The sequence below is a fragment of the Devosia elaeis genome, from assembly GCF_001650025.1.
Lineage (GTDB): Bacteria > Pseudomonadota > Alphaproteobacteria > Rhizobiales > Devosiaceae > Devosia > Devosia elaeis.
Genome location: NZ_LVVY01000064.1, coordinates 20,599 through 34,537 on the forward strand (window position 1 = coordinate 20,599; position 13,939 = coordinate 34,537).

Below are 13,939 nucleotides of genomic sequence, written 5' to 3' on the forward strand. Positions count from 1 at the left end.
TCGGCTCGCGCGAATGTGACGAAGACTGTTAGCGCAGCTTGAGGCTCGACAGACCGATCAGCGCCAGCACGAAGGAGATGATCCAGAAGCGGATCACCACCTGGCTCTCGGTCCAGCCCAGATGCTCGAAATGGTGATGTATGGGCGCCATGCGGAACACGCGCTTGCCGGTGAGCTTGAACGAGGCCACCTGCACGATCACCGACACGGTTTCCAAGACGAACAGCCCGCCGATAATGGCCAGCACAATTTCGTGCTTGGTGGCGACGGCAATGGCGCCCAGCGCGCCGCCCAGGGCCAGCGAGCCGGTATCGCCCATGAAGATCTGCGCCGGCGGGGCATTGAACCAGAGAAAGCCGAGGCCTGCCCCAATCAACGCGCCGCAGACCACGGCCAGTTCAGCCGTGCCCGGCACGGCGTTGAGCAGCAGGTAATCGGCATAATTCTGCGAGCCGACCAGATAGGCGATGAGCCCGAAACAGGCGGCCGCCACCATGACCGGAACGATGGCCAGGCCATCCAGCCCATCGGTGAGATTGACGGAATTACCCGCCGCCACCACCACGAAACCGCCGAACAGGATATAGAAATAGCCCAGGTTAACCGCCAGGTCCTTGACGAAGGGGAACAGCAGCGAGGTGCCGTAAGCGCCTGACGCCAATTGGGAAATGGCGAAGGCCGCGATACCGCCGATCAGGGCTTCCAGGATCAGGCGCTGCTTGGAGCCGAACCCGGTATGGCTCATCCGCTTGACCTTGAGGTAGTCGTCGTAAAAGCCGATGGCGCCGAAGCCGACGGTGACGAACAACACCACCCAGACATAGCCATTGGTGAGGTTCGACCAGAGCAGCGTGGAAATCACCGCGCCGGAGAGGATCATGAGCCCGCCCATGGTCGGCGTGCCCTTCTTGGTCAGCAGGTGTCCGGCCGGACCGTCCTCGCGGATCGGCTGGCCCCGCCCCTGCTTGACCCGCAGCAGGGCGATCATGCCCGGTCCGAACAGGAAAACGAAGAACAAGGCCGTAACCACCGCGCCCGCCGTGCGGAAGGTGATGTACCGGAACACGTTGAAGGCGGCGAATTGTTCGCCCAGCTGGCCGAGAAAATAGAGCATTTATTCCGCTGTTCTGCTTGGTGTTTCAGCTCTTTTCGAAGCGCGCGGTAATCGCATTCACAATGCGCGCCAGCCCGACACCGTTGGACCCTTTGACCATAATAGCATCGCCATAAGCAAGATCGGCGACGATAACGTCTTCTCCATTCCCAACGGTTTCCGCATGGCTGGCGACCAGACCTCCGGGCAGCGCCGCGGCCAGGGCGGCCATGTGCTTTCCCACCAGATGCACCCGTTCGGCGCCGCTCATCCGCACCGCTTCGGCGAGGCCGGCATGGAGATTGTCGGCCTGCTCGCCCAGCTCCAGCATGTCGCCCAGGACCAGGATCTTCCGGCCGCCCGGGGCGTCGATGGCGGAGAAGACATCCAAGGCCGCGACCATAGAGGCGGTGTTGGCATTGTAGCTTTCATCGATAAGTAACAAGGGCTTAGCGGCCGGTCCGAGGGTCTTGCGCAGCCCCCTGCCCGGCTGGGCGCCGAAGCCGGCCAGGGCCCGGATGGCGACATCCGGCTCGATGCCGGCGATATGGGCGGTGGCCAAAGCCGCCGTGGCATTGGAGAGCATGTGGCGGCCGGAAACGCCCAGGGCAAGGGCGTATTGCCGGTCGCCATGCAGCACGGTGGCGAAGCTGCGATCGGCCGCGCTTTGCGGATTGACGATCTGCCAATCGGTGCCCCTTGCGAAGCCAAAAGTCAGCAGACTGTTCACCTTTGCCGCTGCACTTGCCGCGATAAGGTCACCAATCTGCGCATGATCGGCATTGACCAGGGCCGTACCGCCCGGTTCGAGCCCGTCGAAGATTTCCGCCTTCGCCCTGGCGATGTTTTCGAGACTGCCGAGACGCTCCAGATGCGCCGGCGCGATGGCGGTGATCACCGCCACATGCGGCCGCACCATCTGGCTCAGGGGCCGGATTTCGTCGAGGGCGTTCATGCCCATCTCGAAAATGCCGAACTGCGCCGTCTCGGGCATGCGCGCCAGCATCAGCGGCACGCCCCAATGATTGTTGAAACTCTTGATCGAGGCATGGGTCTCCCCGGCCGCCTCGAAGACCACGCGCAGCGCTTCCTTGGTGGTGGTCTTGCCGACGCTGCCGGTGACGCCAACGATGAAGGCGCGGCTGCGCGCACGGGCGGCGCGGGCGAGGTCGCGCAACCCACCGAGGGCATCGGGAACCACGATCCGCCCCGGACCGCTGCCGCGCCCCTCGCTGACCAGGGCCGCCACGGCGCCATTGGCCAGAGCCGCATCGACGAAATCATGGCCGTCGAAGCGATCGCCCTTGATGGCGACGAACAGGGCGTCGGGGCCGAGCTCGCGGGAATCGATGGAGATCGAATTGATCGCCTCGGCCTCGATGCCCTCGGTGCGTCCGCCCGTGGCCTTGAGGATGGCGTCGATGGTGAAGAGGGGTGGGGTCATGTCGTGATGCTGCCGCTTGCGCCACCTCTCCCTCTTGGGGGAGAGGTCGACCCTCTTGGGTCGGGTGAGGGGGACTTTACTGAATGCAGCGAGGGGGAAGGCCCCCTCACCCGGCGCTGCGCGCCGACCTCTCCCCCAAGGGGAGAGGTGAAACGGGCCACCTGCCAAGCATTCAAAATCCTACCCCCCGATCGCCGCTTCGACCACTTCGTGGTCGGAGAAATGGTGCTTGGTGGTGCCGATGATCTGGTAGGTCTCGTGGCCCTTGCCGGCGACGAGCAGCACGTCGCCCTTTTCGAGGGCGCGCACGGCCTGTTCGATCGCTTCCTTGCGGTCGGCAATTTCCCTGGCCCCCTTGGCCCCAGCCAGCACTTCGGCGCGGATGGCAGCCGGGTCCTCGGTGCGCGGATTGTCGTCGGTGACAATCACGATATCGGCAAGCTCGCTGGCAATTTCGCCCATTTGAGGGCGCTTGCCCTTGTCGCGGTCGCCGCCGCAGCCGAAGACCACATGCAGCTTGTTCTTCGCATAGGGGCGCAGCGTCTTGAGCGCGGTGCGCAGCGCTTCGGGCTTGTGGGAATAATCGACGAAAATGGCGGCGCCGTTATATTCGCCGACCAGTTCCAGCCGCCCGCGCGCGCCCACCAGCTCGGACAGCGCCGCAAAGGCATCGGCCTTGTCGACGCCCGAGGACATGGCCAGGGCCGCCGCGACCAGGGCATTGGACACCTGGAATTCGCCGGGCACCTTGAGATGGAAGCTCACCTTCTCCCCGACATGGCGCACTTCCACGCGCTGCCCGTAATTCTCCGGCTCGATGGAGAGGATTTCGATATAGGCGCCCTCGCGGCCCACGGTCAGCAGCGTGGCGCTGGCCGAAAGCGCGGCGAACATGAATTGCTCATGCTCGGGATCGTCGACATTGACGATGGCCGCGCCGCCATCGACGAGCAGGTCGGTGAACAGCCGCAGCTTGGCATTGCGGTATTCGTCCATGTCCTTGTGATAGTCGAGATGGTCGCGGCTGAGATTGGTGAAGGCCACGGCCTCGAAATGGATGCCGTCCAGCCGGTGCTGGTCGAGACCATGGCTGGAGGCTTCCAGCGCCACATGGTCGATGCCCTGCGCCTTGAGCGCCCGCATGGCCTGATGCAGGGTGCGGGAATCCGGCGTGGTCAGCGCGCCCTCGATCCGCCGCTTGGCCGTCTCGATGCCCAGCGTGCCGATGCTGGCCCCGGCAATGCCGGCATAGTCCCAGATCTGGCGGACGAAGGAGGCCACCGAGGTCTTGCCATTGGTGCCGGTGACCGCGACCAGGATTTCCGGCTGCGGCTCGAAGACACGCGAGGCGGCACGCGCATAGGCGGCGCGCACATCCTTGACGATGATGACCGGCACGCCCGGATCGCCCGGCGGGGCCACATCGGTGACGATGGCCAGCGCGCCGCGCTCGATGGCGTCGGCCACGAATTGATTGCCATGCACCTTGGCGCCCGGCAGGGCGAAGAAAACGTCGCCGGGCTCGATCCGCCGGCTATCCGAGTTCAATCCGAAGACGGCGCCGAGCCCTTTCTTGGGACGGGCGCCCGAACCTTCGAGGAGTTGAGTTACGCTGATAGACAAGAGCTCATATCCTTCTGGATCGATCTAGCGGAGTGCGGGTGGCACGATTTGGCGGTCGAGCGCTTCGTTGAAGTCGGGCGCGACGCCGAGCATCGGCGCCACCCGCTGGATGAGGCGTCCCGTCAGGGTACCCGCATTCCAGCCGGCCGTCGTGCCCGATTGGGGATTTTCCGCCTTGGGCTCATCGACCATGACCACGATGGCATAACGCGGATTGTCGAGCGGAAAGGCGGAGGCGAAGAAATTGGTGACCTTGCTGGACGAATAGCGGCCATCCACCACCTTTTCGGCCGTGCCGGTCTTGCCGCCGGCGCGATAGCCCTGCGCGGCGCGGTTCATCTGCGAGCCGGAGCCTTCCAGGGCATTGAGCCGCATCAGATAGCGCATGACATCGCTGGTCTGCGGCGAGAGGACCCGCTCGTAAAGCGTTTCGGCTTCGGCCACGTCGCGCTTGTAGAGCGTGGGGGCGATGTAATTGCCGCCATTCACCAGCGCCGCATAGGCCGTCACCATGTGCAAGGGCGAGACCGAGAGGCCATGGCCGAACGAGGCGGTCGCGGCGCCGACTTCGGACAGCGTCTTGGGCACCGTGGGCACGCGCATTTCCGGCAGCTCGAACGCGACGCGCTCGTCGAATTTCAGCCGGCTCAGGAAGTCGCGGAAATTGTCCTTGCCCATGGCCTGCATGATGCGGATCGTGCCGATATTGGACGAGTATTTATAGACTTCCGGCAGGCTGAGGATACGGTTCTTTCCGTGGAAGTCGGAAATGGTATAGCGGCCGAAACGCACGCCATAGCGGGCATCGAACTGATCGGTCACCCGCACGGCGCCGCTGTCCAGCGCCCCGGCAATGGTGATGGTCTTGAAGATCGAGCCCGGCTCGAAAATGCCCGAAGTGATGCGGTTGAACGTATCCTTGACCAGCGCGGTGGCGGGCTCGTTGGGGTTGAAATCGGGCACCGAGGCCAGGGCGATGATCTCGCCGGTATAGATGTCCATCATCACGCCGGCCGCCGCGATGGCCTGATAGCGCGTCATGGCGTCCATGAGTTGGTCGTGCAGCACGTGCTGCACCCGCATGTCGACAGATAGCTCCACCGGCGTCAGCGCATTGCCGCGCGCCAGGCCGAGCTCCTGCAGGAGCGCAATGGATTCGCTGTCCATATGCCGTTCGATGCCGGCAATGCCCTGATTGTCCACATTGGTGGACCCCAGAATATGGGCGGCCTCGTTCATGGCCGGGTAGAAGCGCTTGGATTCGGTGATGAAGTCGATGCCGGGAATGCCCAGCCGCATCACCTGGTCCTGGATCGCCGGGGTCAGCTCGCGCTGCACCCAGACAAAGCCCCGGTCGCCGCTGAGACGGTTGCGCAGCCATTCCTCGCTGAGATCGGGCAGCACCGTGCGCAGTTTCTGCACGGCTTCCTCGACATCGATGATCCGGCGCGGCTCGGCATAGAGCGAGGGCACGCGGATATCCACGGCCATTTCCAACCCGTTGCGGTCCAGGATGGGCGGCCGACTGGCCTGGATGGCGTCGCGCGTCTGGCCCTCGATGGTCTGGTCGGTCTCGACCATGCCCAATTGCACCAGCCGACCGCCCACCAGCGCGAAGCCGATGAGCACGCCCAGGATCATCCAGCGGATGCGGGCCTGGGTCAGGCTGCCGCGCTGCTTGCGGGCGCCATCCAGCGCGATTGTCGGCGCATGGCCTTCGGCGAGCGCAGCCATTACTCAATACCTTCCAGTTCAAGAATGGCATCGATGGGGTCGATGCCCTGGGCGATCGCCTCGAACAAGGCGTTCATGGCCGCGCTGTCCGGCTTGGCCGGGCGCATCGGCAGGCCGGCGAACGAGCCGAACTGCTCCTGCTTGACCTGGGCGATCTCCAGCTCCGCCTCATGCCGGCGCACTATGGGATCAATATGGCCGGGCTGGTTCAGCACCGCCCAATCGGCCTTGAGCAGGGAAAGCTGCCCCTCCTGGTCGGCGATGCGCGCGGTCAAAGCCGTGCGCTCGGCCGCCGTGCCCTCGATGGAGAATTTCAGCGCATAGACGCTGGCCAGCATGACGATGGACAGCACGATGAGGAAGATATTGATCGAGCGGATCATGCTGCACCCCGGATTGTCGGCACGCCGAGCCCCGCCATCTGCACCGGACGGGCCGGCAACCCCGTCCGCGTGGCGCTGCGCAGGACCGCCGAGCGGGCCCGCGGATTGCGCGCCAATTCCCCTGCCCCGGCCTTGACCGCCTTGGCGACCTCATGCCAGCGCAACGGTTCCGTTTCGGCCTGCGGCAGGTGTCGCGACTGGGCCGGGCCGCCCTTGCCGGGATCGAAATAGCGTTTGACGATCCGGTCCTCCAGCGAATGGAAGCTGACCACGGCCAGCCGCCCCCCTTCCGGCAGGAGGCGCTCGGCCGCGAACAGGCCTTCGACCAATTGCTCGAATTCGCCATTGACGGCGATGCGCAGCGCCTGGAAGGAGCGGGTCGCGGGGTGGGCGTCGCCCGGCTTGCGCCCGATGGCCTTCTCGATGATCCGGGCCAGGTCCAAGGTCGTGGTGATCGGTTTCTCGGCGCGCGCCGCAACGATGAATTGCGCGATCCGGCGCGACTTGCGCTCTTCCCCGAAGGCATAGAGCAGATTGGCCAGCGCCTCGGGCTCCAATTCGTTGACCAGATCGGCCGCGCTGGTGCCCGCCTGGCTCATGCGCATGTCGAGCGGCCCCTCGCGCATGAAGGAAAAGCCGCGCCCGGCCTCGTCGAGCTGCATGGAGGAAACCCCGATATCGAGCACCACGCCATCGACCGGGCCATGGCCCGCGGCGAGGCTGTCGAGTTCGGAAAAGGTGCCGGGCACGAAGGTGAAGGTATCGGGAAATTCGGCCTCGAGCGCCGCCACATGGGGCGCGACCGAGGGATCGCGGTCGATGCCGATGACATGGGCGCCCGCCTGCAGCAGGGCGCGCGAATAGCCGCCGGCCCCGAACGTGCCATCGACGATGCGACGGCCAGGCTCCGGCGACAAGGCCGCCAGGACCGCATCGAGCAGGACGGGAACATGCGGTCCGCCCGCCTCGGTTTCGGGCAGGGAAGGCTTGCCCATATCCGCCACAACTCCACTCCGGCACGAACCGGTTACTGAAACTCTCGCCGGATTTTGCATGGCGACGCTTAAGATTCTGTTTCCCATTTCGCCGCCTGGCCAAGCTTGGGGAAATCGCAAAATCCTCCCGCGACTTAATCTATGCATATTGCCCTGGCCCGCCATCCGGGCCATGAAGTCCTATTCGTCGGGGAGCGTCATGCCGATCACAAGCCAGACATTTGTGCGGTCCACCGCCCTGCTGCTGCTGATTGGCCTGCTGACGCTCATGGGTATCGTCGGCACCAATATCTGGCTGGTCGAACGCTCGCAGGTCTATTTCGACGAGGTGCTGGAAGGCCGCATCGCCCGCCGCGCCGCCATCGAGCTGCGCACCTCCATGCAGGACGCCGAGAGCGGGCAGCGCGGCTATATCATCACCCTCGAGGACGATTACCTCACCCCCTATAACAGCGCCATCGACCGGATCGACGAACAGCTCGAGCAATTGCGCCTGGTCCTCGCGCCCTATCCGGAAGCCCAGGCGCCGCTGCGCCAGCTCGAGGCCGACATCGCCCTGAAGCTCGACGAGCTGGCCGAAACCGTGCAACTGGCGCAATCCGGCGACGTGCAGGGCGCCATGCAGCAGGTGCGCACCGATCGCGGCAAGGACGCCATGGATTCGGCGCGCGCCTTCGTCGACGCCCTGATCCAGACCATCGACAACCGGCTGGTCGAGGGCGTCGCCAATCAGCGCAATACCATGACCGCGCTGCGCTGGGTGACGATCATCGGCGGCATCATCATCCTGGGCGTCATCGGCGGCGCCATCTGGGCGGTGTGGAGCTATACCCAGGAACTGGCCGGGGCCCGCCGCGCGGTGGAGGAGGCCAATGCCAGCCTCGAGGACCGCGTCCGGGAACGCACCTCCGACCTGGGCCGGGCCAACGAGGAAATCCAGCGCTTCGCCTATATCGTCACCCACGACCTGCGCGCGCCGCTGGTCAATATCATGGGCTTTACCAGCGAGCTGGAAACCAGCGTCGCTTCGGTGAAATCCTATATGGAGACGCAGCCGGAAACCGACGATCCCGTCGCCGGGGAAGCGCGCCAGGCCGCCACCGAGGACCTGCCCGAAGCGATCTCCTTCATCCGTGCCGCCACCCGCAAGATGGACGGGCTGATCAACGCCATTCTCAAGATTTCGCGCGAGGGCCGCCGCCAGCTCAAGCCCGAGCCGGTCGATATCGCCGAAATCGCCGAAATCAGCGCCGCCGCCGTCCACCACCAGGTGGCCGATAATGGCGGCGAGATCGCCACCGATATCCGCATCGGCAAGATCATCACCGACAAGCTCTCCATCGAGCAGGTGCTGGGCAATATGCTCGACAACGCGGTCAAGTATCAGCAGCCCGACCGGCCGCTGCGCGTGCGCATCAGCGCCCGCCACCTGCCGGGCAATCGGGTCATGATCGAGGTCGAGGACAATGGCAGGGGCATAGCCGACACCGACCACGAGCGGGTCTTCGAGCTCTTCCGCCGCTCCGGCTCGCAGAACAATCCGGGCGAGGGCATTGGCCTGGCCCATGTCCGCACCATGGTGCGCAGCCTGGGGGGCGATGTCACCTTGACCTCCCGCCTGGGGGAAGGCACCACCTTCATCATCAACCTTCCGCGCGACCTGCGCCTCTATCTGGGGAATACCGGAGCATGAACACCGCACGGCCAGTGACCATCATCATGATCGAGGACGACGAAGGCCATGCGCGGCTGATCGAGAAGAATATCCGCCGCGCCGGCGTCGCCAACGAGATCATCCCCTTCACCAACGGCACCGACGCGCTCGCCTTCCTGTTCGGCGCGGACGGCAGCGGCATGGTCAACAAGGGTCGCCAGCTCCTGGTGCTGCTCGATCTCAACCTGCCCGACATGACGGGCATCGATATCCTGGAAAAGGTGAAGGCCAACGAGCATACCCGCCGCTCGCCCGTCGTGGTGCTGACCACCACCGACGACCAACGCGAAATCCAGCGCTGCTACGACCTGGGGGCCAATGTCTATATCACCAAGCCGGTGGATTATGACGGCTTCGCCAATGCCATCAAGCAATTGGGCCTGTTCTTTTCGGTCATGCAGATTCCCGAGGCCGAATAGACACCATGCCCAATCGTACGCCGCATGTTCTTTATATCGACGACGATCCGGGACTCATCCGCCTGGTGGACAAGGCCATGCAGCGGCGCGGCTATCGGTTCAGCCAGGCCAGCGACGCCGAAACCGGCCTCAGGATCATCGGCAATGGTGACGTCGATGTCGTGGCGCTCGACCATTACCTGCCCACCGGCACCGGCCTCGACCTGCTCCAGGCGCTCGACGGCATGGAGAACAAGCCGGCCATCGTCTATGTGACCGGCTCGGCCGACATGGCCATCGCCGTGGGCGCGCTCAAGGCCGGCGCCACCGATTTCGTGCCCAAATCCGGCGCCGAGGAGTTCATGGAACTGCTCCTGGCCGCCATCGACCAGGCCATCGCCCATGTGCGCCTGTCGCGCGCCAAGGCGGCCGCGGAACGCGAAATGCAGGAAGCGCGCGAGCGCGCCGAAATGCTGCTGGGCGAGGTCAATCACCGGGTGGCCAATTCGCTCGCCATGGTCGCGGCGCTTGTGGGCCTGCAGGCCAATGCCGTCGAAGACCTCGAGGCCAAGCGCGCCCTGAGCGAGACCCAGGCCCGCATCCAGGCCATTGCCGGCGTCCACCGCCATCTCTACACCTCCGACGATACCCGCTGGGTGCAGATCGCCGATTATCTCAACGGGCTGATCGGCGAACTCGAAAACACCATGCAGGCCGAAGACCGCACGCCCAGCATAAGGGTGCAGGTGGAGCGCTTCCCCATGCCCACCGAAAAGGTGGCCTCGCTGGGCGTCATCGTCACCGAACTGGTCACCAATGCGGTCAAATATGCCTATTCCGACCGCGAGCCGGGCGAAGTGCGGGTGTCGATGAGCCGCGACGGCGAAGTGGTGCGGCTGGTGGTCGAGGACGACGGCATCGGCTGGACCGGCACCGGCAAGCCACAGGGCACCGGCCTGGGCAGCCGCATCGTGCGCGCCATGGCCCACAGCCTGGACGCCGACGTCGCCTATGGCGAAGGCCCGGGCACCAAGGTGCTGGTGACGTTCAGCGCGTGAGGGGAGCTGACTGTTCCTCACTCGTTCGTCACCCTCGGGCTTGACCCGAGGGTTCTGGCCTTGCGCGGCTGAGGGACCGTGCTCCGGTCTTGCCAATCACGTCAGATGCAATCGCCAGGTAAGAGCCCTCGGGTCAAGCCCGAGGATGACGAACGGTGGGTGTGGCTGGTCAGGGGTGACGAGTGGTGGGTTTGGCTGGTCGAGAGACGGTGGGGCTGGCCGCACCTATGCCGGATGAGCGCCGCGTTTCAAAACAAAACGGCCGGGAAATCCCCGGCCGTTCGTGCATGTCGCCGATGTCAGGCGCCGCGGACCTGGGCGGTCTGGCGGCGGTCTTCGCGGAATTCGGCAGGATCGAATTCCCGGTCGCCTTGGGCGTCCCGCACCCGGGTCGGCAGGCCGATCTTGCCCAGGAGCTCGATGAAGGGCACCGGAGGCAATTCCTCGACATTGGCCATGTGGTGGCAATCCCAATCGCCTTTGGCGATCAGCATGGCCGCGGCGATGGCGGGCACGCCGGCCGTATAGGAGATGGCCTGGCTGTTGGTTTCGGCGAAGGCGTCTTCATGATCGCTGATATTGTAGACCAGCAATTCGGTCTCGACCCCGTCGCGGACGCCCTTCACCAGGTCGCCGATAAAGGTCTTGCCGGAATAATCCGGCGCCAGCGACATCGGATCGGGCAGCACGGCCTTGACCACCTTGAGCGGCACGACTTCGAGCCCCTCGGCGGTAAGAACCGGCTTTTCCGACAGCAGGCCGAGATTGTTCAGCACGGTGAAGACGTTGATGTAATGCTCGCCGAACCCCATCCAGAAGCGGATATCGGGCACATCGAGATTGGCCGAGAGCGAATGCACCTCGTCATGGCCGGTGAGGTAGGTGGTATGGGTGCCCACCACCGGCAGGTCGTCGGTGCGCTTGACCTCGAACATCTTGTTGGCCTGCCACTGGCTCTCCTGCCAGCTCCAAACCGTGCCGGTGAATTCCCGGAAATTGATCTCCGGATCGAAATTGGTAGCGAAATAGCGGCCATGGCTGCCCGCATTGACATCGATGATATCGATGCTGTCCACGCGGTCGAAATAGGCATTGGCGGCCAGGGCGGCATAGGCATTGACCACGCCCGGATCGAAGCCGGCGCCGAGCACGGCGGTCACGCCCTTGCGTTCGCATTCCTCTCGGTGCTTCCACTCGTAATTGCCGTACCAGGGCGGCGTCTCGCACACCTTGGTGGGGTCTTCGTGGATGGCCGTGTCGATATAGGCAACGCCCATATCCATGCAGGCGCGCAGCACGCTCATGTTGAGGAAGGCCGAACCGGCATTGAGGACGATCTGGCTCTTGGTCTGCCGGATCAGGGCCTTGGTGGCCTCGATATCCATGGCATCGAGATGATGGGCGGCCAGAATGCCCGGGCGCTTCAGCGCCTTTTTGTCGAGTATGCCGCCAATTATGGCCTCGCATTTCGACAGCGTGCGGGAGGCAATATGAATGTCTCCAAGCACATCGTTGTGCATTGCTGCCTTAAACGCAGCGACTTGCGCGACACCTCCGGCGCCGATGATCAACAGATTCTTTTTCAATTGGCACGAAACACCTTTTTGCGGGTGGACGATATCAGCCTGTCCTCAGGACAGACTGGCGACATAGTCGGCATAATCGAACGATTTCACAAGATCGATTGCGCCATTTTTCCTGCGGATGGCTATAGCGGGCATTGCCACGCCGTTGAACCAGTTTTTCTTCACCATGGTGTATCCCCCCGCATTGAGCAGCGAAATCCGGTCCCCCACGGCCAGCGGGGCGGGGAAATCGAACTCCCCGAACACATCGCCGGCCAGGCAGGATTTGCCGGCGATCACATAGTGGTGAGGCCCGGAATCGGGCGCCAGTGACGCGCTCTCGCGATAGACGAGCAGATCCAGCATATGGGCCTCGACGGCACTGTCGACAATGGCCACGGCCTTCTCGTTTTCCACAATATCAAGCACCGAGACTTCCAGTGTGGTCGTATTGGTGACGATGGCATCACCCGGCTCGAGATAGACCTGCAGCGAGAACTTTTCGGCAAAGGCCCTGAGGCGCGCGGCCAGGGCGTCCAGCGCATAATTCTCGCCGGTGAAATGGATGCCGCCGCCGAAGCTGATCCAGTCAATGCGCTCGAAGAAGGAGCCCAGCCTGGCCTCGAAGGCATCGAGCAAGGCGGCGAAGGACTCGAAGGAATCGTTTTCGCAATTGCAGTGGATCATGAAGCCGCTGACGCGATCCATGGCCTGTTCCACCCGCGCCAGGTCCCATTCGCCCAGCCGGCTGAAGGGACGCGCCGGATCGGCGATGTCGAAATGGGAATGGCTGACGCCCGGATTGACGCGAATGCCGATGGGCAGGTGCTTTGCCTTGTCGCCGAAGCGGTCGAGCTGGTTCAGCGAATTGAAGATGATCTTGTCGGCATAGGAGATCGCCTCGTCGATTTCCCCATCCGACCAGGCCACCGAATAGGCATGGGTCTCGCCGCCGAACTTTTCCCGGCCCAGGCGCACTTCGTTGAGCGAGGAAGAGGTGGAGCCATCCATGTGCGGCGCGATCTGGGCGAAGGTCGACCAGGTCGCGAAGGCCTTGAGCGCCATGACGCATTTGGCCCCGGACAAGGCGCGCAGCCGGTCCACCTTGGCCAGATTGCGGTCCAGCGCGGTTTCGTCGACAAGGTAATAGGGGGTAGCCAGGGGCATCGCGCCGCAACTCCAACAAGCGTGTGCCCGCCGGATTGCACGGCGGAAGGAAGGGCGACGGTGTACCGGGCGCGGCGCGGCTTCGCAAGAGTTGAGGCCGAATATCACCTATGCCGCGGGGCTTTGCCACCAGGTCATTTCACCATCGAACTGAAACGATTGTCCCATCATCGTCACCACCGGGCCATCCTTGGGCTTGACCCGAGGACCCGGTGGTCCATGCCTGCGGCAAGATGGATTGCCGGGACAAGCCCGGCAATGACGATAAACCTTAATGAGAGCGTCTGCCATTTCAGTCGATGAAATGCTCCAGCACTCAACGCGGCGAGGCGTTGCAAAGCCTGGTGCAGGGAGTCAACGCCAGTTGACCTGTAAGCCGGGTTCTGTAGGGCCGCTTGCGCGACGTGGTGACCATTCATCTGAGGCGGCCGTTGCCGGCGCGCTCGTGCAACCAACCCGGACGACATGGCCTCGAAACAGGCTGGAGCCGAGGCTCCGCGTCATCCCTATTTGGTCTTGCTCCCGGTGGGGTTTACCGTGCGGCCTCTGTCGCCAGACGCCCGGTGCGCTCTTACCGCACCCTTTCATCCTTACTCCGGCAAGCCGGAGCGGTTTGCTTTCTGTGGCACTTTCCCTGGGGTCGCCCCCGGCGGCTGTTAGCCGTCACCGTGTTTCGATGGAGCCCGGACTTTCCTCCGGCATGGAGTTACCTCCATGCCAGCGGCCACCCGGTCAACTGGCCGCGCTTATGTGCGGTAGGCGCAA

Annotated in this window: 11 protein-coding genes and 1 other RNA gene; 3 read left to right on the forward strand and 9 right to left on the reverse strand. The window is 64.0% G+C overall.

Features of this window, described 5'->3' with window-relative positions:
• Positions 1 to 28: 28 nt before the first annotated feature.
• From mraY to rsmH, 6 genes are all read right to left on the reverse strand, one after another.
• Positions 29 to 1,114: a phospho-N-acetylmuramoyl-pentapeptide-transferase gene (gene mraY, locus A3840_RS03685; protein WP_067452057.1), complete on the reverse strand. Its 1,086-nt coding sequence runs from the start codon at positions 1,112 to 1,114 to the stop codon at positions 29 to 31.
• Positions 1,115 to 1,139: 25 nt separating this feature from the next.
• Positions 1,140 to 2,537, reverse strand: a complete 1,398-nt coding sequence (locus A3840_RS03690) for a UDP-N-acetylmuramoyl-tripeptide--D-alanyl-D-alanine ligase (protein ID WP_067452060.1) — start codon at positions 2,535 to 2,537, stop codon at positions 1,140 to 1,142.
• Positions 2,538 to 2,717: 180 nt separating this feature from the next.
• Positions 2,718 to 4,154 carry a UDP-N-acetylmuramoyl-L-alanyl-D-glutamate--2,6-diaminopimelate ligase gene (locus tag A3840_RS03695; RefSeq protein ID WP_067452281.1) on the reverse strand — a complete coding sequence of 479 codons (1,437 nt, stop codon included), beginning with the start codon at positions 4,152 to 4,154 and terminating at the stop codon, positions 2,718 to 2,720.
• Between the two features lie 30 nt (positions 4,155 to 4,184).
• Complete coding sequence (locus A3840_RS03700; protein ID WP_067452063.1) at positions 4,185 to 5,894, reverse strand: peptidoglycan D,D-transpeptidase FtsI family protein; 1,710 nt, start codon at positions 5,892 to 5,894, stop codon at positions 4,185 to 4,187.
• Positions 5,894 to 6,277, reverse strand: coding sequence for a cell division protein FtsL (gene ftsL / locus A3840_RS03705; RefSeq protein WP_067452066.1), 384 nt, complete (start codon positions 6,275 to 6,277; stop codon positions 5,894 to 5,896). The genes A3840_RS03700 and ftsL overlap by 1 nt, the downstream gene beginning before the upstream one ends.
• The gene (gene rsmH, locus A3840_RS03710; protein ID WP_067452284.1) at positions 6,274 to 7,272 is read right to left on the reverse strand and encodes a 16S rRNA (cytosine(1402)-N(4))-methyltransferase RsmH; all 999 of its coding nucleotides are present in this window, start codon (positions 7,270 to 7,272) and stop codon (positions 6,274 to 6,276) included. Before rsmH ends, ftsL begins: the two co-directional genes overlap by 4 nt.
• A gap of 199 nt (positions 7,273 to 7,471) precedes the next feature.
• Between rsmH and A3840_RS03715 the strand changes: the two genes are divergently transcribed.
• The 3 genes from A3840_RS03715 to A3840_RS03725 are packed head-to-tail and all read left to right on the forward strand — an operon-like array spanning position 7,472 to position 10,442.
• A complete protein-coding gene (locus A3840_RS03715; RefSeq protein WP_067452287.1) occupies positions 7,472 to 8,965 on the forward strand; it encodes a sensor histidine kinase in 1,494 nt (497 codons plus the stop codon).
• Positions 8,962 to 9,405 (forward strand): response regulator, encoded by a 444-nt coding sequence (locus A3840_RS03720; RefSeq protein ID WP_067452069.1) that lies wholly within the window; start codon positions 8,962 to 8,964, stop codon positions 9,403 to 9,405. The genes A3840_RS03715 and A3840_RS03720 overlap by 4 nt, the downstream gene beginning before the upstream one ends.
• A gap of 5 nt (positions 9,406 to 9,410) precedes the next feature.
• On the forward strand, positions 9,411 to 10,442 hold the full coding sequence (locus A3840_RS03725) for a histidine kinase dimerization/phosphoacceptor domain -containing protein (RefSeq protein WP_067452072.1): 1,032 nt from the start codon (positions 9,411 to 9,413) through the stop codon (positions 10,440 to 10,442).
• Between the two features lie 299 nt (positions 10,443 to 10,741).
• Here A3840_RS03725 and A3840_RS03730 read toward each other — a convergent pair whose 3' ends face one another.
• The 3 genes from A3840_RS03730 to rnpB form a co-directional block, all read right to left on the reverse strand.
• Positions 10,742 to 12,028 carry a saccharopine dehydrogenase family protein gene (locus A3840_RS03730; protein WP_067452075.1) on the reverse strand — a complete coding sequence of 429 codons (1,287 nt, stop codon included), beginning with the start codon at positions 12,026 to 12,028 and terminating at the stop codon, positions 10,742 to 10,744.
• A 45-nt stretch (positions 12,029 to 12,073) separates the two neighbouring features.
• Complete coding sequence (locus tag A3840_RS03735; RefSeq protein WP_067452078.1) at positions 12,074 to 13,174, reverse strand: carboxynorspermidine decarboxylase; 1,101 nt, start codon at positions 13,172 to 13,174, stop codon at positions 12,074 to 12,076.
• A gap of 356 nt (positions 13,175 to 13,530) precedes the next feature.
• An RNA gene (gene rnpB, locus A3840_RS03740) (RNase P RNA component class A) lies at positions 13,531 to 13,914 on the reverse strand.
• Positions 13,915 to 13,939 lie beyond the last annotated feature (25 nt).

Coding starts and splice junctions, on each gene's coding strand:
- mraY (WP_067452057.1), bottom strand. CDS start 1,114: ATGCTCTATTTTCTCGGCCAGCTGGGCGAACAATTCGCCGCCTTCAAC.
- A3840_RS03715 (WP_067452287.1), top strand. CDS start 7,472: ATGCCGATCACAAGCCAGACATTTGTGCGGTCCACCGCCCTGCTGCTG.
- A3840_RS03700 (WP_067452063.1), bottom strand. CDS start 5,894: ATGGCTGCGCTCGCCGAAGGCCATGCGCCGACAATCGCGCTGGATGGC.
- rsmH (WP_067452284.1), bottom strand. CDS start 7,272: ATGGGCAAGCCTTCCCTGCCCGAAACCGAGGCGGGCGGACCGCATGTT.
- A3840_RS03735 (WP_067452078.1), bottom strand. CDS start 13,174: ATGCCCCTGGCTACCCCCTATTACCTTGTCGACGAAACCGCGCTGGAC.
- A3840_RS03720 (WP_067452069.1), top strand. CDS start 8,962: ATGAACACCGCACGGCCAGTGACCATCATCATGATCGAGGACGACGAA.
- ftsL (WP_067452066.1), bottom strand. CDS start 6,277: ATGATCCGCTCGATCAATATCTTCCTCATCGTGCTGTCCATCGTCATG.
- A3840_RS03690 (WP_067452060.1), bottom strand. CDS start 2,537: ATGACCCCACCCCTCTTCACCATCGACGCCATCCTCAAGGCCACGGGC.
- A3840_RS03725 (WP_067452072.1), top strand. CDS start 9,411: ATGCCCAATCGTACGCCGCATGTTCTTTATATCGACGACGATCCGGGA.